Source organism: Chryseobacterium candidae, assembly GCF_004916905.1.
Lineage (GTDB): Bacteria > Bacteroidota > Bacteroidia > Flavobacteriales > Weeksellaceae > Chryseobacterium > Chryseobacterium candidae.
The window spans coordinates 58,465-83,539 of the sequence record NZ_SDLV01000006.1 but is presented as its reverse complement, the minus strand read 5'-3'; the positions used below and the strand labels follow the sequence as shown (position 1 = coordinate 83,539).

The window sequence follows — 25,075 nt, the reverse complement described above, 5'->3', positions numbered from 1 at the left end:
TTTTTTGCTAAATTTGTAAATTATAATCTTCAAAGATAATCAAAATGAGCCCAAAAAACCATAAAGTACGAGTAGGAATTTCAATCGGTGATTTCAACGGCATCGGTCCGGAGATCATCATGAAGTCTCTGAAAGACAAAACTATTACAGATTTTTTCACGCCTGTAATTTTTGGCTCGGGAAAATTATTCACTTATCAGAAAAATATTTTTAAGCTGAATCTTAATTTCAACTACGTTAACGAAGCTTCACAGGCTCAGGCAGGGAAACTTAATATGGTTAACCTTACCAAAGAAAATGTGAATGTAGAATTAGGAGTTCCTACTGAAGAATCCACCAAAATGGCGATTGATTCTTTAGAAGCAGCTACTGAAGCTTTGATGAAAGGAGATATTGACGTATTGGTAACCGCTCCCATCAACAAGGATGAAATGGTAAAAATGGGCTTTAAGCATGCCGGACATACAGGCTATTTTGAAGAGAAATTCAATAAAAAGGGACTGATGTTCCTTGTCACTGAAGAGCTTAAAGTAGCCGTTTCCACACATCATATTCCTATTGCACAGATAGCAGAAAATATTTCCAAGGAAAAAATAAAGAAACAGATCAGAGTATTAAATCAGACGCTTATCGAAGATTTCTGTATTCAAAAACCAAAAATTGCCGTATTAGGATTAAATCCTCACGCAGGAGACGGCGGCGTCATTGGTCATGAAGAAATTGAAATCATCAGCCCGGCCATCAAAGAACTTTCTGATAACGGAATACTGGCGTTCGGCCCTTTCCCTGCAGACAGTTTTTTCCAGCCGATTAAATACAAAAATTTCGATGCTGTGTTAGCAATGTATCACGATCAGGGGCTGGCTCCTTTTAAAACATTAGCCTATGAAGAAGGAGTAAATTATACTGCCGGACTTCCTTTTATCAGAACATCTCCGGATCATGGAGTTGCCTACGATATTGCAGGAAAAAATGTGGCCGATGAGCAGAGTTTTACAGAAGCTATCTTCACAGCGATCAAGGTCTTCAAAAACAGAAGTGAATACACCGAACTGATGAACAACCGCCTTCAGCCTAGAAAAATGGCTGTAGACAACGGAATAGATGAAGATCTACCGGAGGAAACTGAAGCATAAATCTTTAAAACAAATTTTAAATTAATTTGTTTCAGATTTTATTTGTTATTATAAAAAAAATGCATATTTTTGCACACTCATTTTATGGACAAGTTAAGAAACTATGACGTAAGCTTTTCCGGACTTAAAAACGGAAGACACGAGTTCAAGTTTGAGATAGATAAAACGTTCTTTCAATTATTTGACACTGAGCAGGAATTTACAAATCCTAGAATAGAAGTGAATGTATCACTTGATAAACACACTACTTTTTTAGAATTTGAGATTAAGATTAATGGATGGGTTGAGTTGGTTTGTGACATCACAAATGAAAATTTCGACTATCCTATTGAGAATGAAATCAAAATTTTGGTGAATTTCGGGGAAGAATATGATGACAGCAATGAAGATGTCATTACCATTCCTACCGCAGAGCATGCTTTCAATGTAGCACATTTGATTTATGAAAATGTAATGCTTTCTATCCCGATGAAAAAGATTTCACCCAATGTAAGTGATGATGATCTTAAAATTCTTGACCAGTTCAGTCCAAAAGATATTGACGTAACTGAAGAAGAAGAACATGAAAGTGACCCTAGATGGGATGCTTTAAGAAAATTAAAAGACAATAATTAAATAGAATAATTTAAATATGATGAGATGATGAATCTCATCGCTCATCAATTAAAAAAGTTATTAGAAAATGGCACATCCAAAGAGAAGACAGTCGTCTACAAGAAGAGATAAGAGAAGAACTCACTACAAAGCTGTAGTTCCTCAATTAGCTAAAGATGCAACAACAGGAGAGCTTCACCTATACCACAGAGCTCACTGGCATGAAGGAAAATTGTACTACAGAGGTAAAGTAGTATTGGAAAAAGAAGTAGCTGCTACTGAAGAAAACTAAGAGTCGCTTTTCGCTGAAAAAGCCTCATTTTAATACAAAAACCGCCCAATTTTGATAAAATTTGGCGGTTTTTTGTTGTTTTTTACGTTTTTTTGGTATCTTTGGCATCAAATCAAATATCAAATTTATGGACATTAAAGACATACAAAATCTTATCAAGTTTGTATCTAAGGCTGAAGTATCAGAAGTGAAGTACAAAACTAAAGATTTCGAAATCACTATTAAAACTCCATTAGCTGGAAGCGATGCTGTTTATGCACAACCTGCAGTATACCACACTGCACCTCAAGCAGTAGCTGCTCCTGCACCTGCTGCAACTCCTGCTGCTGCACCTGCTGCTGAAAAAGCTGAAGTGGCATCTGATGACAGCAAATATGTAACGATTAAGTCTCCAATGATCGGTACTTTCTATAGAAAACCATCTCCTGATAAAGATGTATTTGTAAATGTAGGTGACGAAGTTTCTGTTGGTAAAGTAGTTTGCGTTATTGAAGCAATGAAACTTTTCAATCAGATTGAATCTGAAATCAGCGGAAAAATCGTTAAGATTTTGGTTGATGACGCTACTCCTGTAGAATACGACCAACCTTTATTCTTAGTAGATCCATCTTAAGGAATTTTAGATTAAAGATTATAAATTTTAGATGAATCTTTTTCATTTAAAATAATTTAAAATTCAAAATTTATAATTTAAAATTTCGGAGATGTTCAAAAAAATATTAATAGCCAATCGTGGCGAAATTGCAATGCGTATTTTACGTACTTGTAAAGAAATGGGGATCAAAACCGTTGCAGTATACTCTACTGCTGATAAAGACAGTCTTCACGTAAGATTTGCTGACGAAGCGGTATGCATTGGCCCTGCTATGAGTAAAGACTCATATCTTAAAATCCCTAACATTATTGCTGCTGCGGAAATTACCAATGCGGACGCTATTCACCCAGGTTACGGATTTTTATCTGAAAATGCTAACTTCTCAAGAATCTGTCAGAAGAACGGTATCAAATTTATTGGTGCATCCCCTGAGCAGATTGAAAAAATGGGAGATAAAGCAAACGCTAAGGCTACCATGAAAGCAGCAGGTGTACCATGTGTACCAGGTTCTGACGGGTTGATCGAATCTTACGAACACGCTGTAAAAGTAGCTGAAGAAACAGGTTACCCTGTAATGATCAAAGCTACTGCTGGTGGTGGAGGTAAAGGGATGAGAGCTGTTTGGAAAGCTGAAGACCTTAAAGATCACTGGGAATCTGCCATTCAGGAAGCTGTAGCGGCCTTTGGAAACGGAGGTATGTACATGGAAAAACTGATTGAAGAGCCTAGACACATCGAAATTCAGGTTGCGGGTGACCAATTCGGTAAAGCTTGCCACCTTTCTGAAAGAGACTGTTCTGTACAGAGAAGAAATCAGAAATTAACGGAAGAAACACCTTCTCCGTTTATGACTGACGAACTTCGTGAGAAAATGGGTGACGCTGCTGTAAAGGCTGCAGAATTCATCGGATATGAAGGAGTGGGAACTATTGAATTCCTTGTAGACAAACACAGAAATTTCTATTTCATGGAAATGAATACAAGAATCCAGGTAGAACATCCTATTACTGAGCAGGTAATTGATTATGACCTGATCAGAGAACAAATTCTTCTTGCGGCCGGAACTCCTATTTCAGGAATCAACTACTACCCTAAATTACACTCCATCGAGTGTAGAATCAACGCAGAAGATCCTTATGCAGACTTCAGACCGTCTCCGGGAAAAATTACAGGATTAAACATCCCTGGCGGACACGGAATCAGAGTAGATACTCACGTATATTCCGGATATACAATCCCTTCTAATTACGACTCTATGATTGCTAAGCTTATCACTACTGCTCAAACGCGTGAGGAAGCAATTGCAAAAATGAGACGTGCGCTTGAAGAATTCTATATTGAAGGAGTAAAAACAACGATTCCTTTCCACAGACAACTGATGGATAATGAAGATTACCTTTCAGGAAACTACACTACAAAATTCATGGAGGATTTTGTAATGGATAGAAAATATGATAATCACTAAGATTATTTTTTAATAAAAATGAAACTGCCTCAAAAAGAGGCAGTTTTTATTTTAACCTGTAAATTTTAAATTTTTAATGCAAAGCACGAAGCAGTTCTAACCGTGTTTTATTGCCGAGGAATGAATAAAAATTAATAAACAAACTGAAAATAAAATTTCACCCTTATAAAGATATATTACCTATAACAGTCTGTCAACAGGGAAAATATTTTCTAATCCTCCATTATTCCACCCTAAAATCTACTTCAATTTTCCCCTCAAACGTCACTTGGTAATTGTTTATACATATCATTAATATTGTGTAAATTTGTAAAAAACAACAATATGTCAACAGCAGAACAAACAAAAAACTCACAGTATTTTATTGACCTTGAAGACAAACATGGAGCGCATAACTATCATCCGCTTCCAGTGGTTCTGGACCGCGGAGAAGGTGTCTTCGTTTGGGACGTGGAAGGTAAAAAGTACTATGATTTTCTTTCAGCATATTCTGCTGTGAACCAAGGACATTCTCATCCTAAAATTGTAGGCGCTTTAGTGGAGCAGGCCCAAAAGCTGGCTTTAACTTCAAGAGCTTTCTACAACTCTAAATTAGGAGAGTACGAACAGAAAATAACGACTCTTTTCGGGTTTGACAAGGTTTTACCAATGAACTCCGGAGCAGAAGCTGTGGAAACTGCCGTAAAATTAGCCAGAAAATGGAGTTATGAAGTAAAAGGAATTGCAGAAAATGCAGCGAAAATTATCGTTTGTGAAAACAATTTCCACGGAAGAACAACCACTATTGTTTCTTTCTCTAATGATCCGGATGCCAACCAGAACTACGGACCTTTTACACCAGGATTTATCAAAATTCCTTATAATGATATCGCAGCATTAGAAGAAGTTCTAAACAGAGAAGCTGGAAATATTGCAGCATTCCTTGTAGAGCCTATTCAGGGAGAAGCCGGAGTGTATGTTCCGGATGAAAACTTCCTTAAAAACGCTTCTGAACTATGTAAAAAATACAATGTTCTTTTCATTGCTGACGAAGTTCAGACGGGTATCGCAAGAACAGGAAGATTGATTGCCTGCCACCATGAAAATGTACAACCGGATATCCTGATCTTAGGAAAGGCACTTTCCGGAGGTATGTATCCTGTATCTGCTGTTTTAGCGAACGACAACATCATGAATGTTATTAAACCGGGACAGCATGGCTCCACGTTCGGAGGAAACCCTATCGCCTGTGGCGTAGCAGTAGCAGCATTGGATGTAGTAGCTGACGAAAAACTATCTGAAAGAGCAGAAGAACTAGGGAAACTTTTCAGAGCTGAAATTAACAAGCTTATTGAAAAAACAGATCTTATTACCAAAGTAAGAGGAAAAGGTCTTCTAAACGCTATTCTGATCAATGATACGCCTGAAAGCTCTACCGCATGGAATCTTTGCTTACAATTAAAGGAAAATGGACTTCTGGCAAAACCTACCCATGGCAATATCATCAGATTAGCTCCACCATTGGTCATTACTGAAGAACAACTGCTGGACTGCGTGAAGATTATCGAAAGGACTATTCTTGAGTATAAATAAACGGATATTCATCGGTTATTTCAACACGATCAATATTTTAACTGTTGATTCCGGAAAATATTAATGGGTATGGCAGTCAACAGTCATACCTTTAATGTATCATCAATACGTGTATTACACCATCAGAGGTTACTTTAAAAACATAAAAAAATCATATTTTTTCACTTTTTAAAAATTTAGGAATTGTATTTGCTATATACATCCGGCTACAATAAAGTGTATTCTTCAAAGGTGGTATTTTTCGGAATCTGCATAATAGAGATAAATGACAAAGATTCGTCTATAAAATTCAAATTTAAACTTATCTTTGAAAGATTAAAACTATTTAGAATGACCTTAGGAGAGATAATACATATTTCCTTATCAAACAAATCATTGTGATGAATATAAGTGGTTTGATCATAACATATAATGAAGAAAAAAATATACAGGATATCCTTGAGTCTTTCGATTTCTGTGATGAAATAATAGTGATAGACTCTTTTAGTACGGATAAAACTGTAGAAATTGCGAAAAAATTCGCGCATGTAAAGGTGATTCAGAATAAATTTGAGGATTTTACAAAGCAAAGAAATTTGGCTCTTGATCATGCAACCAACGACTGGGTTTTATTTTTGGATGGTGATGAAAGAATTACTCCGGCACTGAAGCAGGAAATTATTGCAGAGCTTAACAAACCCGGGCAAAAGGATGCCTACTATTTTTACAGGAAATTCTTTTTTGCCCAGAAACCAATTCATTTTTCAGGAACACAGTCTGACAAAAATTTCAGGCTGTTCAGAAAATCGAAGGCCAGATATATGGCAGGAAAAAAAGTACATGAAACTCTTGAGGTAAACGGAACCATCGGGATTTTAAAAAATAAATTACTCCATTACTCCGTTTCAGATTATGAATCTTACAGAAAAAAAATGATTCACTACGGAATTTTAAAGGGGAAAGAACTGGCTGCTAAAGGAAAAAAATACAGTGTTGGGGTTCAATATCTTAAAACTGCTTTTAAATTTTTTAAAGCCTATATAATGAGATTAGGTATTTTAGACGGAAAAGAAGGCTATCAGTTATCCTACCTGCAATCTTTAAGCGTTTACGAAACCTATGAATCATTAAAAAAAGAGCAAAATTAGTTGAATGAAGATTTGTATCATTAGTTATGATTTTTGGAATTATGATAAGTATATTGTTGAAACATTATGCAAAAGAGGTATTGATGCTCATCATATAAAGATCAGTACTGTTACTCATTCCAATTTCAACGAAAGAGCCGTAAATGCTTTAAGTAAAACTTTTTTAAATAAAAATCTTAAGACTGAAAAAAGACAGAAATACGTTCTGGATTCTCTGAAAAAATTAGGACATCAGGATCAGATCCTGGTGATGAATCCGGATACATTTGATCTTTCTACGCTTAAAAAAATCCGAAAATCTACAGACCGTATGGTCACCTATCTTTATGATAATCTTGAAAGAGTTCCGGTGGAAGACAAACTGTATCTTTTTGACAAAGTCTTTTCCTTTGACTATATTGATGTCGAAAAACACGGATTCGAAAAATTAACCAATTACATTTACCTTCCGTACTGTCCAAAAGAAAACCAACAGCCTGAAATGGATCTTTTCTACATCACCTCTTATGATAACAGAAGAGTCTCACTTATAAAATTACTGGCTAAAAAGCTTATTGAACAGGGATTAAAATTCCAGATTATGATTATTGGAAAAAAATCATGGAAACATCAGCTGACCAACATTTTCATGACAGTACCTAAAAATCTTTTCCTGATTTTCAGTATTAAAAAAATTCCGCATAACGATCTTCCAAAATATTATAAAAATTCAAAAGTTCTGCTGGATCTGATGCGTGAAGGGCAATATGGTCTCAGCTTCAGAGTTTTTGAAGCCATGTCTCTGGAAAAGAAAATCATTACTGATAATGAAGCCATTAAAACCTATGATTTTTACAATCCCAATAATATTTTGATTTTAAACAAAAATATTAGTAATCTTGACAAATCTTTTTTTGAAAAACCTTACGAGAAAATTCCGGAAGAGATCTATTACAGATACACTTTGGATAGTTGGGTGAATAAAGTTTTTGAACTTGATACTAAAAACTGACAAATGGGAATCTTAAAAAAAATAAAAAAGCACTTCGAAAGAAAAGAAAAACTTAAATATCTTCAGTCTAAAGATATAGTCAACATTAATCTGTATGACGCTTCCCAAAAAACAATCCTGTTTGCATCAAGAGATTTCCCTGCCCATGATAAAGAATCCGGGGCTAACAGGCTGAAAGAACTTATATTTATTTACAAAGAATTAGGATACAACTGCATTTTATTTGCTCCCCATATGTTTGAAGATGATTCTTATGTGAAGTTTTATCAGCAGCACAATATTATCGTTTATACAGAGAATAATAAGTACAGGAATATCTATGATTTCCTGTCTTCTTTTAAAAAGATAGATTACGTTTGGCTTAACGGCCCTCTCGCTCTGAATCTTTTTTATAAAAAAATGAAAACCATTTTACCTTCTGCCAAATTCATTTATGATATGGTGGATATTCATTTTTTAAGGTTTAAAAGAGCCATAGAACTGGAACCGACGCGTATTTCATTAAAGAAAAATCACAAACATTTTTTCCGCCTGGAAACAGTTGTTGCACCTCAACTGGATTATATAATTGCCATATCTGATAAGGAAAAAGAAATTATGAGCCAGTATGCAGATAAAAATAAGATCATTACGGTATCTAATATTCATTATCCAAAAATTGATATTTCTGAAAGAAAAAATTTCATTGATAGTAAAGGTATTACCTTCATAGGATCTATCCACGAACCGAATATTGATGCGGTAAAGTTTTTATATGAAAAAATAATGCCCATTGTCTGGAAAACCAATCCTGAAATTGAGGTAAGCATCATCGGAAATGTTTCAGAAAAGCTGGATCTTAAATTATATCCTAAGTTTAATTTTTTAGGCTTTGTGGAAAGCATTGAAGAGCATTTTATGAATTCAAAAATTATGGTAGCTCCTCTAAGATTTGGAGCTGGGGTAAAAGGAAAAATAGGACAGGCATTCGAATATTTCTTGCCTGTAATCACAACAGATATCGGAGCGGAAGGTATGAGACTCACTAACCATAAAAATGTATTGATAGCGAATGATGAAAATAGTTTTGCTCAGGCAATTCTACAATTAAATAATGATGAAGAACTTTGGAATACATTAAGTCAAAATTCTATTGACAGTCTGAAACCATTTTCCATTGAGTCCGTCAGTTCTACATTGAAAAAAATTTAATTAAGAGTGGATAATTCTTTTTTTTTAATCAGCATTATTGTTCCGTGCTACAACGCTTCTTATTATATAAAAGAAGTACTCGAAAGTATACAGAGCCAAACTCATTACAATATTGAATGTATTGTTATTAATGATGGCAGTACAGATAATACTCTTGAAATCATCAATTGTTTTTCAGACGAAAGATTCCATATATACAACCAGAAAAACAAAGGTCTTTCAGATACTCGAAATTTCGGATTGGAAAAAGCCTCCGGAGATTTTATTTTTTTCTGTGACAGTGATGATCTTCTCCCTTCTAATGCCTTGGAATCACTCATATCTGAGTATACAGGTAAAGAGGATATTATTGTGGGGAAAACATCAACCTATTCGTGGGAAGAGAAACGAAACGTTTCATTCTTACCTCAGCCTAAAGAAAAACAACACTTAGAAAATAAGAATACGGAAGTCCTGCTTAAGAATATAACGGAAGGCTTAAGTCCAATTGCTCAGAATAAATTATATAAATCTTCTTTTCTAAAAGAAAATAATCTCACATTTTTAAGTGGAATTTATCACGAAGATGAATTATGGTTCTTTGAAACGATGTTCCAGGCAAAGAATGTTGTCTTTATTCCTGATATTACTTATCTTTACACTATCGACAACGCACAGTCCATCACTAAAAAGAACAGTGATAAAAATCTTTTAGGATATCTGAGTGTTATTCAAACGATATATAACAACTACTATTTACAATATCCTGAACAAAGCAATATTGCCTATTATATTGCCTACTTAAAGAAAATTATTATTGGAAATTACAAACATCATTCAAACTATTCCAATACAGCAATTCATAAGATGGAAACGGTATTTAAAGAAGTTAATCCTAAATTCAATGATAATATTTCATTGAAAAGTATTGAGAAAAAATATTTCCGGTATATTAATACCCTCAGTTTAAAAGATGCTGAGACCATAAAAAAAGAATATTTCAACAATCCTGTCAACAGTCTCAGAAAATACTACAAAATATTAAGATTCAGTATCCTTAAATTAAAAAAGTGAAAAAAAGAAAATTTCTTTTGGTAATGCCTGATTATTCCGATTTCCCAAAGCTATTTTTAGATAATTTGGAAAAGGAAGGCTTTGAACCCTATTTAATCACAGACAAAGTTTCAAGATTCAAATATAAAGGCTATGAAAGCATAAAAAATTTTTTCATTAAAAATATTCTTAGAAATAAAAAGTATAAACAAAATCTTATTAAAAAGCACTTTCTCGATGAGCTGAATAAAAACCTTTCGCCCATCACGGAAGAATTGGATTATGTCTTGGTAATTCGTCCGGATAATTTCCCAATTTCATTTATAAAGAATCTAAAAACTAAAACCCGAAGATTAATTGCTTATCAATGGGATGGCATTGAAAAATTTCCAGAGATCAGAAACTATTTCAATTTATTTGATATCTTCTTTTGTTTTGAAAAGGCAGAATCTCACCCCAATATTCAACCTATTACTAATTTTTATTTTGATCACCTTCCTTCATCTGAAAAAAAATATAATGCAGAAAAGCCTAAGCTTTACTTTGTAGGTTTATATTGGAAAAGCCGTGAAGAAAAAATTAACCGGTTTATTGATGAAGTCTCAGGTTTATCTATTGAACTTTCTATTTTCATTCAATATTTTCAGAAACCTGAAACGAAAAATAATAAAATACAGTATATTCAAAACAGAATTAGTTTCCAGGAAAATCTGGATCTTGTAAAAAGCTCAGACATTCTTTTGGATTTTGTTGATCCATTACACAACGGGCTTTCCATTCGTTTCTTTGAAGGAATATACTATAAGAAGAAAGTAATTACGGATAATGTGACGGTTAAAAAATACGATTTTTACCATCCTGATAATATCTTTGTTGTGGAAAATAATAATTATAAAAATATTGAACAGTTTCTAAAAAAACCTTACTTTACATTATCAGATGACATTGTAAAAAAATACGGTTTCAGTAATTGGATCAAAAAAATCATAACATAAAAAATAAGTTTTATTGATAAAAGGCTTCTTTATTTAATCTTTAAATCCTAAATAATTTATAATATTATTGATATTCTTTTCCTGTTGCCTAACTGAGAACTTAGCCAGTGGCAGTGCGCTGTTATTATGAAGAGTTTTCCACAAATTTTCATCGTAATATAATTCCAATATCTTATTTGCGAAATGCTGTGGATCTTCATTTGAAACAAGGGCTGTTTTCTGATCTTCCAAATCCATTCCTTCTGCCCCAATTGATGTAGTGATTACAGGTAACCCAAACTCCAGAGCCTGTCCTATTTTTCCTTTCACCCCAGCTCCATACCTTAGAGGAGCAACAAATATTCTCGAATTTTCAAACCAGTAGTTCACACTCTTCTGATAGCCTAGTATCTGAAACTTCTCAGAATTATATTTTTCTTTAATTTCTTCAGGAAAATATGGCCCCAAAATATATACTTTAATAGAATCATCTTTAGCCCAAACTAAAGGCATTATATCTTCATACAAAAACTTTACAGCGTCCATATTAGGCATATGATAGAAGCCTCCAATAAATAAAACACCTTCCCGAAGAGAATAATCCACATTTTGGCATTCTGCAGGCTCATGAATATTACTAACAGTAAAGATTTTCTCATCTTTAATACCTTGATCAGAGACAATTTTCTTTTCTTCATCACTGATAGAAATAACCACATCTGACTTCTGCATCCCAAAAAATTCCTTTTCCTTAAAAAATTTCACCTCTTTTTTACGGGACTTTGTCACTTCAATATATTTGTTCTCCCTCTCCATTCTTAGGTAATAAAGATCCACCATATCATAAATAATCTTCTTTCCAGAGATATCATTTTTAATTTTCCCATACCAAAAATCAAATCCAATCGGTCTGAAAATCCAAACAATATCAACGTAATGAAGAGCTTCTTTCACTTGATCCAAAACTCTTACAATTTTGTTCTGAGCATTTACATAGTCTTCACAAACTTCCACACCAATGCTCCGAAAAAAATCAACGTAAATCTCATCCTCTTGGTTGGGCTGCTGAATCCCTAAAATAACTCTATGGTTATTTTTTTGCAAAATCTTTACAATCTCAAGAAACCTTCTGGAGCCGGAATCCTTATCAGGCTGCGGCATGCGTTCCTCCAGAATAAGAATATTTGGTTTTTTAAAAAATCTATTAATATTGTTTCTTCCTTCATTATCCAGAAATCTTGCATCAGTAAAATACTGATCCCATCTATTCATAAAGACAGTTCTGTTTTTCTGAAGCAAAAGTTCTTTTCCATTATCTTTTCCGGTATAAGAAATATTTTCAAAATGAACAATTTCCGATTTAGGCTGATAATAAATATGCAGATTCTGCTCATATTTCAAACGTTGGCATAGATCTGTTTCTTCGTAATAGGCAGGTAAAAAAGCTTCATCCAAAAGATTAAGTTTTCCATCAGTGCCAGTTCTATGTAATAACAAACTACATCCTGAACAATAATCTACTTTTCTTAAAAAGTTATATTTTGGAGTATCAATAGCTTCACCTCTTCCTAGATTGACAATTTCCGTATTATTAAAAATAAGACAGCCCGCCTCTTGCAATGTATTGTCTGCAAATACCATTTTAGAGCCAACTGCACCTACATTTTTATTGTTCTTAAAAACCTCCAACAGACTGGACAAATAGTTTTCCTGAACTTCTACGTCATTGTTCAACAAATAAATATACCTTCCTCTTGCCTTCCGAATTCCTTTATTTATATTTCTTAAAAATCCTAAATTTTCAGTATTATTAATAATTGTAATTCCGGGAACTGTATCCAGATACTTTAAAGTTTCATCTGAGCTGTTATCATTGATAATAATAATTTCTTTTGATACGTCTTTATCATACTGTTCAATTGTATATAAACAATTAAGAGTATATCTGATCTGATTGTAAACAGGAATTATGATAGAAACTTCTGGCTCATTTTTATAAATAAAGCCAAATGTATGTTTTTTAAAAAAGTCGAGTTCAAAATGATTGATCTTTAATTTTCTCTTATTATTGATAAAATTCCGATCCTTTATTTTATTTTTAAAAAACCTTTTAATTCCCATTTTAAATTTATTATTTTGTCCTGCCTTTTTAGAAAAACAAAATTAAGCATTTATTGTAAATTATGAGAGTAATAAGTTGGTTATCTTTTGTCCCTGGAGTACAATAAATTCACTTCTGTTTATAAAATTCGATTAATCAACAAAATCATTTAATGCCTAATAAATACCGAAAACTTTAAAGAATATTGATTTCCGCTAATCAAAACATATGTGAAAGCATTGTACTCAAAAACAGTAATCTTATTATGAAAAAAAGAAAGATATATTTTGTTTGCCCATCAGTTTCTGTACCTTTTGGGGGTATAAAACAAATTTATAAATATGTAAATATTTTAAACAACCATGGTTATAATGCCACTGTTTTATTAAAAAAAAAGAGAAAAAGAGATAATATCTGGTATCGTGACACAAAAATATCCTATCATTATGAACTTTTAAAAAACATAGAAAATAGTAATAACTCTAAAGAACGTAAAAATAGTTTTTACGAAAGATTAAAACTGTTCTATAACAATTTATTTTCGCATCCCATAGAGAAAGATGCGCTATTTGTTTTTCCGGAAATATATGGAAAATCATTCCATAAAACTATTCCCAATCATCAGTACGTAATACTTAACCAAAATTGCTACTACACCTTTCAGGGGTATGGATTTGATTATAATGAAAAGAATCCTTATTTAGATAAAAATTGTTTAGGAACTATTATAGCATCAGAAAATGCACAAAAATATTTTAATGTTGCATTTCCTACTCTTGGTCTATATAGAGTCCGTTTAGGGATTGACACCCATATTTTCAGTTTTGAAAATAAAAAAAAGAAAAAAATTGCTTTTATGCCAAGGAAACTTGCTGAGGATTCTTTACAAGTTATTAATATTTTAAAAGCACGAAAAAAGATGGATGACTGGGAGTTTTTCCCAATTGACAATATGGATGAACAGGAGGTTGCAAAACATTTAAAAGAATCCGTATTTTTCTTAAGCTTCAATCATAGAGAAGGCTTTGGTCTTCCTCCTATAGAAGCTATGTCTTGTGGATGTTTTGTAATCGGTTACTCTGGACAAGGAGGAAAAGAATATTTTAAAGAAGAATTTTCTTGCCTAGTGGAACAAGGTAACATTATTGATTTTGTTGAAAAAATAGAAAGCCACGCATTAGAATATTATGAGAATCCGACTCTTTTTTCTGAAAAAGGGAAAATAGCGTCACAATTTGTTATGAAAAATTATTCCTTGGAAAATGAAACACAAGATTGGATCAGTGCGTGGGAAAAAATAATTTCCCAATGCTAGAGTACAATATTTTTTACAAAAGAAACGCTATGTTAGGACGAGACAAACTACATAAAAAAAGCTAACCTTTCGGCTAGCTTTTTTTATACTTAACTTTTTTTATTAAATTATTATTTTTTATTTGCCCAAACAACACTACCGTTGTTGTTGTAAATCACAATATTTCCATCATTCTGAATTGAAAGTCTTTCAATATTTGATGAGCTTATACCTGTACTGTAAACAGGTTTATGCGAAGAATCATAGACTACCAGATTTCCATCTTCCTGAAAAATAGCGCTTCTTCCACTTCCTGCTGTTGCCGAAGACCAGATATCTTTTTTATTTCCGTTACTATACATTACCAAATTACCATCTGTCTGAAAAATTAAATAATAATTATAGTTTTCAGAAAATATCTTTTGTCCTTTTACAAATCTAAATCCTTTGTAAATATTACCATTATTATAACTTCCTGTATTAGAACCTCCGTTTCCACCAAAATTGTTTCCGTTAGAACCTCCCTTGGAAGACCACAAAGCATTTCGTCTTCTGTTATAAATTACAAGATTACCATCATCCTGCATCTCAAGGTTGGCTGCATTCTTGTTGGTGGTGTTGGTACTGAATACGGGCCTATTTGAAGAATTATAAATGACAAAGTTACCATCTTCCTGAAAAATAGCTCTTGAACCTTCACCAGGAGTCTTAGAACTCCATTCCGGCTGATTCTGGTTATTATAAACTACCAAATTTCCATCATTTTGAAAAATCAGAAAGTGCTGATCATTTTGGGAATAGTACCTTCTATCCTTTACCAGATGAGTGCCAAGTGTAATATTTTGAGCCATTAAAGAAATTCCTGCCAGTAGCCCAAACATTGCTAATAAATGCTTTCTCATAAGTTTATGTTTTTATTTCCTTATGTAAAGATAAATAATAAAAATCATACTTCCTATTTCCCCACCCAAATTAGTTGTAAAAGAAAAAAGATTCGAATAAATATAGGTAAAAAACATTTAGCAGGATATTTTACAAACCAATAGTTAAATACATAGAAATAATAAAAATCCAACATCAACTTAACATTTACCTAAGTCCATATATGCACATTATTAACAGCACATTATTATAATCAATGAAAATGAATACAAACAGTAAGGCACTACTATCTTTTAATGGTAAAAAATACATCATATTATTTATCATTAAAAACCGTCTCAAAACTGAGACGGCTTGTAGTTATAGAATATCAATATTTTTAGTTAATAGGCATAGAACTCAATTCCTTCAGCAACATAACCAGATGGTCTTACACTTGATCTTGAATAATAGTGATCTTTACCATTCCAATATCTGTAAATAGGAACCGTATTAGGCTGTTGGGTAGCAAAAGCATTGAACTCAATTCCTTCGTCTACGTATCCTTGGTAATATCCCGGAGTTCTCGTATAATAGTGATCTCTACCATTCCAGTATCTATAGATTGGAATTGTATTTGGAGCTTTATATAAGAATGCATTGAACTCTGTTCCTTCATAAGAATATCCGTTGTAGCTTCCCGGAGTTTTTGTGTAATAATGGTCTACTCCATTATAATATCTGTAAATTGGAATTGTATTGAATTCCATATACACTTTATTATCAATTAAGTATTGATCTACATACGCTTTAAGCTGAGCTTTTTTAGCAGCATCTTTCACTAAGTCATAGATAATAACCAATCCGTTGCTTCCAAAATCAACCAGAACAGAGTTGCTTGCGTTAGAACTGTTTTGCCAGTTGGAAATATTAATTTTAGGATTGGTCTGATCAAGGTTTAAATCTCCAACCAGACCTTTTGACGGATCTCCCCCTCTTGTTTTATAAGCCAATTTTTTAGAGTAGTTCATAGATGATTCCGAAGTATTCACGTCATTGGTTACATCTACATCAAAAATATCTTTCATACCTACTTTTACACCAATTCTTGCTGCACGGTCACGGCTTTGACTTCTTGTTTCTGCCTGGAATAATACATCCATTTTTGCTCCCGTATAGATATCAAGTGTTACGTGAGTTCCATAATCTTCTACAATCTGCTGTGGAGTTTTTGTCTGCAGATCCTGTACAAATTCCGGAGTAAGATAGTCTCCCAACATATCCGTAGTGGCATTGAATCGTACCCTTTTTTGTTTAATCGTAAGGTTATAGCTTCCGTAGATATACTTTCCTTCAAACTTATTGTTGGTTGTTACGGCAGAATTAAAGCCTACTGAAAGTGTTTTTTTGAATAAGGGAATACCTGCAGTAGCATTCACTTTGGTAGAAACCATTTTGGAATAAGATTCGGCATTCTCACCATATTCTTCAGTGTATTCCTGTGAGAATGTGTTTTCACTGATTAATCTGTTGGCCTGCTCCAGTTTAAAACGATCAATATCAATAACTTTAAAACCGGCTGCTGTTGCATTGGCATATTCACCGGCAACATTATAACCATGTCCTAATACATCATAAATTCCGTCTCCTGCAAATTTAGCAGCTGATAATCGGTTATTGGCTTTTGCCGCAGGACTTTCAGGAGTTACCTCGCTGTTCAGTTCCTCCGTTGAACATGAACTCATGAAAAGCATCAGTAAACTACTGAAGCAGAATAAAATTTGTTTTTTCATAGTATTATTTAAAAGTTTTAAACAAATATAAAATTCAATACTATGTAAAATATAAAACAACAGCTGATATATATCATTTATTAGTGATTTTAATACACAATTAAAATATTATTAATAAATACTTTAACAATCACTCATTATGAATTAATTAAAAAACTCAAATTATCAAAATACGCTTACCCTCATTTATAAACAGACTCATAAATAAAACCCAATGATTATTACCTATCAGTATATTATTCATAACCACAGTTCACGGATTGTAATCTATGAATAAAAAATTATTATCCTAAAAATAAAATTGGGAGTTTAAAAACCGTATTTATCGAAAATCTATGGAAATAAGTAAAAAAGTCAGGGTTAAAAAACAATACACCGTCAGAAATCATCTCTTAAACGCATAATTTTAAGTAAATTTGCAAAAATTAAAATTGAAATGGAGAAAGTAAGAGTACGTTTTGCTCCAAGTCCTACAGGACCATTACATTTGGGAGGCGTAAGAACTGCATTATATGATTATCTTTTTGCCAAAAATCAAGGTGGAGAATTTGTATTGAGAATTGAAGATACGGATACGGCCAGATATGTAGAAGGAGCTGAAGAATATATTGAAGAAGCTTTAGAATGGTGCGGAATCATTCCTGATGAGAGTCCTAAGAAAGGAGGAAAATTTGCTCCTTACAGACAGTCTGAAAGAAGAGACATCTACGACAGATATACAGAACAGATCCTAAAGACTGATTATGCTTACATTGCTTTTGATACTGCGGAAGAACTGGATGCAATGCGTGCAGAATATGAAGCGAAAGGTGATGTTTTCTCTTATGATAATAAAACAAGAAACCGTTTAAGAAACAGTCTTGCCCTTTCTGAAGAAGAAGTTCAAAGGTTATTAGACGAAAAGACGCCTTATGTCGTAAGATTTAAAATGCCTGTTGACAGAGTATTGAATCTTGAAGACATCATCCGTGGAAAATTTTCAGTCAATACCAATACTTTAGATGATAAAGTTCTGGTAAAGAATGACGGAATGCCAACTTACCATTTTGCGAATATCATTGATGATCATGAAATGGAAATCTCTCACGTCATCCGTGGTGAAGAATGGCTGCCTTCTTTAGGTCTTCACACCTTATTATATGAAGCAATGCAGTGGGAAGCACCACAGTTTGCCCACCTTTCTTTAATTTTAAAACCTGAAGGAAAAGGAAAATTAAGCAAAAGAGACGGAGATAAATTCGGATTCCCGGTATTCCCTCTAGATTTCAAAGATCCCACTACAGGTATAGTTTCTAAAGGATACAGAGAAAACGGATATCTTCCTGATGCTTTCATCAACATGGTGGCACTATTAGGCTGGTCTCCTGCAGATGATAAAGAAATACTTCCTTTAGATGAAATGATTAAGGAATTCGATCTTCATAAAGTACATAAAGCGGGAGCAAGATTCAGCAAAGAAAAATCTGAGTGGTTCAACCATCAATATATTCAGATGAAATCTGATGAAGAACTTCTTCAGATTCTGAAAAACACAGATCTTGATCTTTCCGGTGCTTCTGATGAAAAACTATTGAAAGTAATTCATCTGATGAAAGAAAGAGCCACTTTCCCGAAAGACATCTATGAAAATGGAAAATTCTTTTTTGAAGCTCCTACTTCATATGATGAAAAAGCATCAAAAAAAGCATGGAATGAAGAAACATCAGTAATTTTAGGTGAATTGGCCGCTGCTTTTGAAACGACAGACTTTGTGGGTGAAACTTTAAAGCAGACAATGCATGATTTCGCCGAAAACAAAGGATTAGGAATGGGTAAAGTCATGATGCCGTTACGATTATCTTTAGTAGGAGAACTGAAAGGACCAGATGTTCCGGACATTCTGGAAACCCTTGGTAAAGAGGAAAGTATCTCCAGAATAAACAATGCTATAAATAATTTTAAATAGAATAACCATAATTTTTCATACATTTGAAAGATTTAATTTACTTCAAGAAATGGAATATTTAAGTTTCGAGCTTCCTATCAAAGAATTGATGGATCAATACCAGACGTGTTCTTTAGTAGGAGAGGAAAGTGGTGTTGATGTAAAATTAGCATGCAGCCAGATTGAGGATAAGATTCTAGAAAAGAAAAAAGAAATCTATGGAAATCTTACACCTTGGCAAAGAGTACAACTGTCCCGTCATCCGGATCGTCCTTATACATTGGATTATATCAATGGAATGGCAGACAAAGGCAGTTTCTTAGAACTTCATGGAGACAGAAATTTCGCTGATGATCCGGCAATGATTGGAGGATTGATTACCCTTGATGGTCAGAAAGTAATGATCATAGGGACTCAAAAAGGAAGAACGACCAAAGAAAGACAGCACAGAAGATTTGGAATGCCAAATCCGGAAGGATACAGAAAAGCCTTAAGATTAATGAAGCTTGCTGAAAAGTTCAATATCCCTGTGGTAACTTTAGTAGATACACCGGGAGCTTATCCAGGGCTGGAAGCTGAAGAAAGAGGACAAGGAGAAGCTATTGCAAGAAATATTTTTGAAATGGTTCAGCTAAAAACTCCGATCTTCACTTACATCATTGGAGAAGGTGCCAGTGGTGGAGCATTAGGAATAGGTGTGGGAAATAAAGTATATATGCTGGAAAATACATGGTATACAGTAATTGCACCGGAAAGCTGCTCTTCTATCTTATGGAGAAACTGGGATCACAAAGAAGATGCAGCCAATGCATTAAATCTTACTCCGGCGGATGCCTTAAGAGAAAAGTTCATTGACGGAATCATTGAGGAACCGCTTGGAGGTGCTCATTATGATCAGGAAACAACCTATTTGAACCTGAAAAATTCAATTTTACAAAACATCAAAGCCTTCTCCAAATTTACAGGACAGGAGCTTGAAACCCAGAGACAGGACAAATTCATTGCAATGGGTCAGTTTAAAGGATAAAAAATAAAACGGTTAAGAATTTCTTCTTAACCGTTTTTCTTTAGTTTTCTTCTGTTTAATCTATTCCGCAACATTCAGGGCAATTTCAATATCCTGGGTGATTTTCTTTAAGGAAGAATATTTTGCATCACACACCGATGTGGTCATTACATACTCCCCTTTATCAACCAGTATAAAATTCTCCCCTTTTGCAGGAACCGTAAGATTATAGTATTTTTTACCGCTTATCTTAACAATAAGGTTACATGAGGATCTGTTCTTGATATTAATATAAGCTTCACTTTTGTTAACATCGTTATTAAACAGATGGGTAAGCATTGCCGCTCTCCTCTTACCTTCTTCACTAGGTTCAGCTTTGGATGCTGTTGAAGCGCCCGCAGTTTTTGCAGTTCCGGCAGAACCTGCTGAAGCAAAAGAGGTAGTCCTTCTTTCTTCTTTTAAAGCTTCAATAGCTGCGGCTGTATTATTAGAAACAGGTTTTCCATTAGCAGTATAAGTTTTATTTGCAGCAATCGTTTTTCCGCTATTCAATTCATTATTCTTAACGATATTTTCAATTTTCTCTTTACTGATGGGTTTAATCGTAGGTTTTGCTTCAGGAGAATTACCGGCCATGATAATATCAATCAGCTTTCTTTTAAAATAGTCTGTTTTTGCGTGTCCCGGGTTCTGTTTCAAAAAACCGGCAATTACTCTTGCCTCCTTTGAGATCTCGGCTTCCTGTTCGGTATAGATAATTACAGTTTCTTTTTCAACAACTGCTCTAGATTTTGTTTTTTTCTTTTTTTGAGAAAAACCCAGGGCAAAAATGCATATAAATAGAAGGAAGAAGATTTTTTTCATTAATCAAACCTTTAAAATAGTATTAAATATATTAATAACGTGAAAAGTCATTTTTTAGTTTATCATTAAAATCATTATCTTTGCACTGCTCTAAAATTAAGCTAAAAATTAATACTAATCTTAAATAAAAAATAATAGATATTATGTCTTATACACCAGTTGCTGCAGACGTAGCTAAATTAAGAAACCAAACAGGTGCAGGTATGATGGACTGCAAGAAAGCTCTAGTTGAAGCTGAAGGAGACTTCGAAAAAGCGGTAGATATCCTTAGAAAAAAAGGACAAAAAGTTGCTGCTAATAGAGCGGACAGAGAGTCTACTGAAGGGGCAGTAATCGCAAGAGTAAACGAAGACAACACTTTAGGTGCTGTAATTTCTTTAAATTGTGAAACTGACTTCGTTGCTAAAAACGAAGCTTTCGTTGAGCTAGCTTACGAATTAGCTGAAATGGCTATCTTCGCTGCTACTAAAGAAGAGCTTTTAGCTACAGATTTCCACGGGATCACTGTTGCTGAGAAATTAGTTGAGCAAACAGGAGTTATCGGTGAGAAAATCGAAATCGGATCTTTCGAAAGAATCCAGGGAGATTTCTTAGGAGCTTACATCCACGCTGGAAACAAAATCGCTGCAATCACGTCTCTTTCTGCTAAAGTAGACGGAGCTGAAGAAGCGGCTAAAGCTGTTTCTATGCAGGTTGCTGCAATGAACCCAATTGCTCTTGATGAAACTGCTGTTTCTCAGGAAACTATCGACAGAGAATTAGAAATCGAAAGACACAAACTTACTGAAGAAGGTAAGCCTGCAAACATTATCGATAACATCCTGAAAGGTAAAATGCAGAGATTCTACAAAGACAACACTTTGGTACACCAGGATTTCATTAAAGACGGAAGTATCTCAGTTGCTGATTACGTAAAATCTGTAAATGCAGACTTAAAAGTAACAGGATTTGTAAGAGTAAGCCTATAAGCTGACTTTTTCAAAAAAAATATAATCCCGGTGAATTTCACCGGGATTTTTTTATTAACATTATTCCACTCATCAATACAACTCCACATTCTTAAAAATTAGCAGAATTAAAAAAATCACCCATTAAAGAACTATCCACAGATAATCACACAGCTCAAGCTTAAAAGTTAATTACCAGTTTCGTATCCAAGATGGCTTTTAGTTAAAAATTGGCGATATTTTTTTAACATTTATTTAAACTTTATTAAAAATATTTCATTTTTTATTTTATTTTTGTAGAAATCCTAATTCCATACACATGAAAAGATTTCTACTCAGTTTGGTATTAATTTTTTTGACAATTAATCCACTCTTTGCACAAAGGGATACCGAGCATTGGATTGCTCCTTATTATGACAGTGTTGGAGGGTATAACAATATGATATACCTTTCTACTGATTCACCAACTCCTTTTGATGTAACTATTTACAACAATAATACCGTGGTTACAACCGTTACAATCAGTAAAGGTAATCCACAAACCTATAAGGTTGCCAATAACCTTATTTCCACAGGAACATCTACCGAAGCATTCAATGTGGGTAATAAAGGGCTTTATTTAAAGGCTGCCAAACCTTTTTACTGCAGCTTAAGACTGGCTCAGAGTGTTCATGGGGAAGTAATCACCAGTAAAGGAAAGGCCGGAATTGGAAAAACTTTTTTCGTTGCTGCTGCTCCCAATACAAATACAAGCAGTATACAGAATTTTACGGCAGGTGTCCTTGCTACTGAAGACAACACGAATGTAACAGTATCATGGAACCCAACCGCTGGAGTAGTGTTTATTAACGGCAGCCCAACTGGAAATACTCAGACTTTTACTTTACAAAAAGGACAATCTTTCATTCTTGCAGGATCCGGATCTCAGTCTGGAAACAAAACAGGTTTTATTGGTGCCAAAATAGTTGCTGACAAGCCAGTAACATTGACCAATGGAAGCTGTAACGCCAATTTCTCTGCTTCAACAACAGGAAGTGACCCGGTTCTGGATCAATCTGTTCCGGTTGACAGACTTGGGAATACTTTTGCCATGGTAAAAACAAGATCTACTGATCCTATCTTAAATATGGAGGGTGGTCTTATTGTGGCCACTGAAGATAATACCGAAGTATATTTAAATGGTGGAGGTACTGCTGTTGCTACACTTGCTGCCGGAGAATGGTACAGAATTAATGAAACCAGCTATGTTGCTCAGGGGACATCAGGACATTCAAATATGTTCATTTCCACAACCAAAAATGTATATTTATATCAATTTATTGGAGTATTAGCAAGTGATGCTACCAATGGATTTAACTATATCCCGCCATTAAACTGTTTCCTTCCAAGAAAAATTGATGAAATCGGGAAGATCAATGAAATGCCTCTTGGGGTAGGAGGAGCCAGCTCAACACCAAGTGACCTGAAAGTAAAATTAAATATTTTAACAGAGGCTGGCGCTACTGTCATGTTAAATGATGCTCCTCTTTTACCTGATGCAGGACCTTATCCACTGGCAGGAAATGCGAACTGGGTAACCTATGCCATCAACAGTGTAACCGGAAACATTAAGATTACGTCTACAAAAGCTGTAACAGCAGGTATCAACGGAGGATATAGCTCTGCGGGATACGGAGGGTACTTTGCAGGATTCTCATCAATCCCTGTCATTGCGAAAAAGACAGGTGAGTGCGTACCGGGAATCATTCTTGAAGTAGACGATGGATATGAAACCTACCAATGGTTCCGTGACGGAGTTGCCATTCCGGGCGCTACCAGTTATACCTATACTCCTACGCAGTCAGGAAATTATACCGTAAAAGTAACGATGGGAACATGCCCTCCTGTGACAACTCCTATCTATAAAGTACAAACTTGTTTAAAAGAAACTACACAGGCACTTAATGCTTGCTCTACTAAAATTATTACTCCAACGTTTACTTCTTCCACCCAAACTGTGGTTCCAAGTACAGTAGTAATTATAACTCCTCCTACCAAGGGAACAGCCGTGGTTAATCCAAACGGAACCATCACGTACACTCCTAATCCCGGATATTTAGGACCAGACAAAATTGTTTATAAATTCTGTGGAAACTCAGTTGAGTTTACAGATTGCGAGCAGGTAACTTTAAACCTTACGGTAGTGCCATTCATTGTAACTGACACTTCTATTAAGGCCTGCTGGTATGATGTGGCTCCTTATGCTTATTTTGACCTTACAAAAGCAAAGGTAACAGACTATAATGCTGTTACGAAAAAATATTACCGCACTCTGAATGACCTTACAGCAGGGATCAACGAAATCACAACACCCGAAAATTTCCCTTCAACAGGAGGATTTGTATATGTGAAAGTAACGACTGCTGAAGGATGTACAGCAAATGCAAAAATTGAATTAATTGTACTTCCAATTAAAAAATCTCCAATCCTTGTAGATCAGTATATCTGTATGGATGCCAAAACCAGCCTGGATGCTGGTCCCGGATATGATTCGTACCAATGGAGTACAGGAGCTACCACATCAGGTATCAGAGACATAGGTGTTGGAGAATACACGGTAATTCTTGGTAAGAACGGATGTTTCCTTACACAGACTGTAAAAGTTAAAAAAGTGGAAGATCCGGTAATCCAGACTATTGAGATTAACAATAATACAGCAACTGTAATTGTAAGCGGCGGTAAAGCACCTTACAAATATGCAGTTGACGGAACTGCTAACTGGCAGGACTCAAGTACCTTTACAGGCTTAACAAGAGGCCAGCATACTTTCTATGTAAAAGATGCTTATAACTGTACTCCTGTTGCTGTAGAAGTCACGATTCCTAATCTGTTAAATGCCATTACACCTAATGGAGATAATGTAAATGATTATATAGATTACAGTGAGCTTGCTTACAAAGAAAATCTGAGCTTTGTAGTGTATGACAGATATGGAAATATGGTGTTTACCGGAAACAGATTCAACAACTACAGATGGGACGGAAAACACTTTGATAAAAAACTGGGAACAGGAACATACTGGTATCATATCAGCTGGAATGAATCCAACAAAGAAAAGACTCCAATAAAATATACAGGTTGGATTCTTGTTAAAAACAGAGAGTAATAATTAGTTTAAAACTATTTTGAACGAGCCACGATCATCAGATCGTGGCTCATTTTTTTAAGCTGTAAAGTTAAATTTGCTTATTATATTATGTTAAAAAGAGAAAAAAGATAACATAAACTTAAATTTTGTTTAACTACAATTTCAAAATCATGTATTTTTTGTTCTATT

At 34.3% G+C, this 25,075-nt stretch carries 20 protein-coding genes; 16 read left to right on the top strand and 4 right to left on the bottom strand.

Features of this window, described 5'->3' with window-relative positions:
• Positions 1–44: 44 nt before the first annotated feature.
• From pdxA to EK417_RS03860, 11 genes are all read left to right on the top strand, one after another.
• Positions 45–1,136, top strand: coding sequence for a 4-hydroxythreonine-4-phosphate dehydrogenase PdxA (gene pdxA, locus EK417_RS03910; RefSeq protein ID WP_110368136.1), 1,092 nt, complete (start codon positions 45–47; stop codon positions 1,134–1,136).
• Positions 1,137–1,220: 84 nt separating this feature from the next.
• Positions 1,221–1,751, top strand: a complete 531-nt coding sequence (locus tag EK417_RS03905) for a YceD family protein (RefSeq protein ID WP_136521386.1) — start codon at positions 1,221–1,223, stop codon at positions 1,749–1,751.
• A 67-nt stretch (positions 1,752–1,818) separates the two neighbouring features.
• The gene (gene rpmF / locus EK417_RS03900) at positions 1,819–2,022 is read left to right on the top strand and encodes a 50S ribosomal protein L32 (protein ID WP_002976251.1); all 204 of its coding nucleotides are present in this window, start codon (positions 1,819–1,821) and stop codon (positions 2,020–2,022) included.
• A gap of 127 nt (positions 2,023–2,149) precedes the next feature.
• Positions 2,150–2,635 carry an acetyl-CoA carboxylase biotin carboxyl carrier protein gene (gene accB, locus EK417_RS03895; protein ID WP_136521385.1) on the top strand — a complete coding sequence of 162 codons (486 nt, stop codon included), beginning with the start codon at positions 2,150–2,152 and terminating at the stop codon, positions 2,633–2,635.
• Positions 2,636–2,726: 91 nt separating this feature from the next.
• On the top strand, positions 2,727–4,082 hold the full coding sequence (gene accC, locus EK417_RS03890) for an acetyl-CoA carboxylase biotin carboxylase subunit (protein WP_034692971.1): 1,356 nt from the start codon (positions 2,727–2,729) through the stop codon (positions 4,080–4,082).
• Positions 4,083–4,406: 324 nt separating this feature from the next.
• Positions 4,407–5,654, top strand: a complete 1,248-nt coding sequence (gene rocD, locus EK417_RS03885; protein ID WP_136521384.1) for an ornithine--oxo-acid transaminase — start codon at positions 4,407–4,409, stop codon at positions 5,652–5,654.
• Positions 5,655–6,034: 380 nt separating this feature from the next.
• A complete protein-coding gene (locus tag EK417_RS03880; RefSeq protein WP_076594896.1) occupies positions 6,035–6,781 on the top strand; it encodes a glycosyltransferase family 2 protein in 747 nt (248 codons plus the stop codon).
• Between the two features lie 4 nt (positions 6,782–6,785).
• A complete protein-coding gene (locus EK417_RS03875) occupies positions 6,786–7,772 on the top strand; it encodes a WaaS/CpsH family glycosyltransferase (protein WP_136521383.1) in 987 nt (328 codons plus the stop codon).
• Positions 7,773–7,775: 3 nt separating this feature from the next.
• The gene (locus EK417_RS03870; RefSeq protein WP_136521382.1) at positions 7,776–8,963 is read left to right on the top strand and encodes a glycosyltransferase; all 1,188 of its coding nucleotides are present in this window, start codon (positions 7,776–7,778) and stop codon (positions 8,961–8,963) included.
• 6 nt (positions 8,964–8,969) lie between these two features.
• On the top strand, positions 8,970–10,016 hold the full coding sequence (locus EK417_RS03865; protein ID WP_136521381.1) for a glycosyltransferase family 2 protein: 1,047 nt from the start codon (positions 8,970–8,972) through the stop codon (positions 10,014–10,016).
• A complete protein-coding gene (locus EK417_RS03860; protein ID WP_136521380.1) occupies positions 10,013–10,990 on the top strand; it encodes a WaaS/CpsH family glycosyltransferase in 978 nt (325 codons plus the stop codon). The genes EK417_RS03865 and EK417_RS03860 overlap by 4 nt, the downstream gene beginning before the upstream one ends.
• Positions 10,991–11,023: 33 nt before the next feature.
• Here the strand turns inward: EK417_RS03860 and EK417_RS03855 are convergent, their stop codons facing one another.
• On the bottom strand, positions 11,024–13,090 hold the full coding sequence (locus EK417_RS03855; RefSeq protein ID WP_136521379.1) for a glycosyltransferase: 2,067 nt from the start codon (positions 13,088–13,090) through the stop codon (positions 11,024–11,026).
• 245 nt (positions 13,091–13,335) lie between these two features.
• Between EK417_RS03855 and EK417_RS03850 the strand changes: the two genes are divergently transcribed.
• Positions 13,336–14,385 (top strand): glycosyltransferase, encoded by a 1,050-nt coding sequence (locus EK417_RS03850; protein WP_136521378.1) that lies wholly within the window; start codon positions 13,336–13,338, stop codon positions 14,383–14,385.
• A gap of 110 nt (positions 14,386–14,495) precedes the next feature.
• Here EK417_RS03850 and EK417_RS03845 read toward each other — a convergent pair whose 3' ends face one another.
• Together EK417_RS03845 and EK417_RS03840 are read right to left on the bottom strand one after the other, a co-directional pair.
• A complete protein-coding gene (locus tag EK417_RS03845) occupies positions 14,496–15,266 on the bottom strand; it encodes a hypothetical protein (protein ID WP_136521377.1) in 771 nt (256 codons plus the stop codon).
• A gap of 363 nt (positions 15,267–15,629) precedes the next feature.
• Complete coding sequence (locus EK417_RS03840; RefSeq protein ID WP_136521376.1) at positions 15,630–17,018, bottom strand: MAC/perforin domain-containing protein; 1,389 nt, start codon at positions 17,016–17,018, stop codon at positions 15,630–15,632.
• A 436-nt stretch (positions 17,019–17,454) separates the two neighbouring features.
• On the opposite strand from EK417_RS03840, the gene gltX reads away from it, so the two are divergent.
• A complete protein-coding gene (gltX, locus tag EK417_RS03835; protein ID WP_076594885.1) occupies positions 17,455–18,963 on the top strand; it encodes a glutamate--tRNA ligase in 1,509 nt (502 codons plus the stop codon).
• A gap of 49 nt (positions 18,964–19,012) precedes the next feature.
• The gene (locus EK417_RS03830) at positions 19,013–19,969 is read left to right on the top strand and encodes an acetyl-CoA carboxylase carboxyltransferase subunit alpha (protein ID WP_062675714.1); all 957 of its coding nucleotides are present in this window, start codon (positions 19,013–19,015) and stop codon (positions 19,967–19,969) included.
• Positions 19,970–20,029: 60 nt separating this feature from the next.
• On the opposite strand, the gene EK417_RS03825 is transcribed toward EK417_RS03830, so the two are convergent.
• The gene (locus EK417_RS03825) at positions 20,030–20,812 is read right to left on the bottom strand and encodes a DUF6759 domain-containing protein (protein ID WP_076594884.1); all 783 of its coding nucleotides are present in this window, start codon (positions 20,810–20,812) and stop codon (positions 20,030–20,032) included.
• Between the two features lie 143 nt (positions 20,813–20,955).
• Here EK417_RS03825 and tsf point away from each other — a divergent pair, with 143 nt between their 5' ends.
• Complete coding sequence (gene tsf / locus EK417_RS03820) at positions 20,956–21,780, top strand: translation elongation factor Ts (protein ID WP_034692936.1); 825 nt, start codon at positions 20,956–20,958, stop codon at positions 21,778–21,780.
• Positions 21,781–22,078: 298 nt separating this feature from the next.
• The gene (locus EK417_RS03815; protein ID WP_110368127.1) at positions 22,079–24,904 is read left to right on the top strand and encodes a T9SS type B sorting domain-containing protein; all 2,826 of its coding nucleotides are present in this window, start codon (positions 22,079–22,081) and stop codon (positions 24,902–24,904) included.
• Positions 24,905–25,075 lie beyond the last annotated feature (171 nt).

What these genes read in the sequence shown, in the direction of transcription:
- pdxA (WP_110368136.1), top strand. Translation starts at nt 45, where the DNA reads ATGAGCCCAAAAAACCATAAAGTACGAGTAGGAATTTCAATCGGTGAT.
- EK417_RS03905 (WP_136521386.1), top strand. Translation starts at nt 1,221, where the DNA reads ATGGACAAGTTAAGAAACTATGACGTAAGCTTTTCCGGACTTAAAAAC.
- rpmF (WP_002976251.1), top strand. Translation starts at nt 1,819, where the DNA reads ATGGCACATCCAAAGAGAAGACAGTCGTCTACAAGAAGAGATAAGAGA.
- accB (WP_136521385.1), top strand. Translation starts at nt 2,150, where the DNA reads ATGGACATTAAAGACATACAAAATCTTATCAAGTTTGTATCTAAGGCT.
- accC (WP_034692971.1), top strand. Translation starts at nt 2,727, where the DNA reads ATGTTCAAAAAAATATTAATAGCCAATCGTGGCGAAATTGCAATGCGT.
- rocD (WP_136521384.1), top strand. Translation starts at nt 4,407, where the DNA reads ATGTCAACAGCAGAACAAACAAAAAACTCACAGTATTTTATTGACCTT.
- EK417_RS03880 (WP_076594896.1), top strand. Translation starts at nt 6,035, where the DNA reads ATGAATATAAGTGGTTTGATCATAACATATAATGAAGAAAAAAATATA.
- EK417_RS03875 (WP_136521383.1), top strand. Translation starts at nt 6,786, where the DNA reads ATGAAGATTTGTATCATTAGTTATGATTTTTGGAATTATGATAAGTAT.
- EK417_RS03870 (WP_136521382.1), top strand. Translation starts at nt 7,776, where the DNA reads ATGGGAATCTTAAAAAAAATAAAAAAGCACTTCGAAAGAAAAGAAAAA.
- EK417_RS03855 (WP_136521379.1), bottom strand. Translation starts at nt 13,090, where the DNA reads ATGGGAATTAAAAGGTTTTTTAAAAATAAAATAAAGGATCGGAATTTT.
- EK417_RS03850 (WP_136521378.1), top strand. Translation starts at nt 13,336, where the DNA reads ATGAAAAAAAGAAAGATATATTTTGTTTGCCCATCAGTTTCTGTACCT.
- EK417_RS03845 (WP_136521377.1), bottom strand. Translation starts at nt 15,266, where the DNA reads ATGAGAAAGCATTTATTAGCAATGTTTGGGCTACTGGCAGGAATTTCT.
- EK417_RS03840 (WP_136521376.1), bottom strand. Translation starts at nt 17,018, where the DNA reads ATGAAAAAACAAATTTTATTCTGCTTCAGTAGTTTACTGATGCTTTTC.
- gltX (WP_076594885.1), top strand. Translation starts at nt 17,455, where the DNA reads ATGGAGAAAGTAAGAGTACGTTTTGCTCCAAGTCCTACAGGACCATTA.
- EK417_RS03830 (WP_062675714.1), top strand. Translation starts at nt 19,013, where the DNA reads ATGGAATATTTAAGTTTCGAGCTTCCTATCAAAGAATTGATGGATCAA.
- EK417_RS03825 (WP_076594884.1), bottom strand. Translation starts at nt 20,812, where the DNA reads ATGAAAAAAATCTTCTTCCTTCTATTTATATGCATTTTTGCCCTGGGT.
- tsf (WP_034692936.1), top strand. Translation starts at nt 20,956, where the DNA reads ATGTCTTATACACCAGTTGCTGCAGACGTAGCTAAATTAAGAAACCAA.
- EK417_RS03815 (WP_110368127.1), top strand. Translation starts at nt 22,079, where the DNA reads ATGAAAAGATTTCTACTCAGTTTGGTATTAATTTTTTTGACAATTAAT.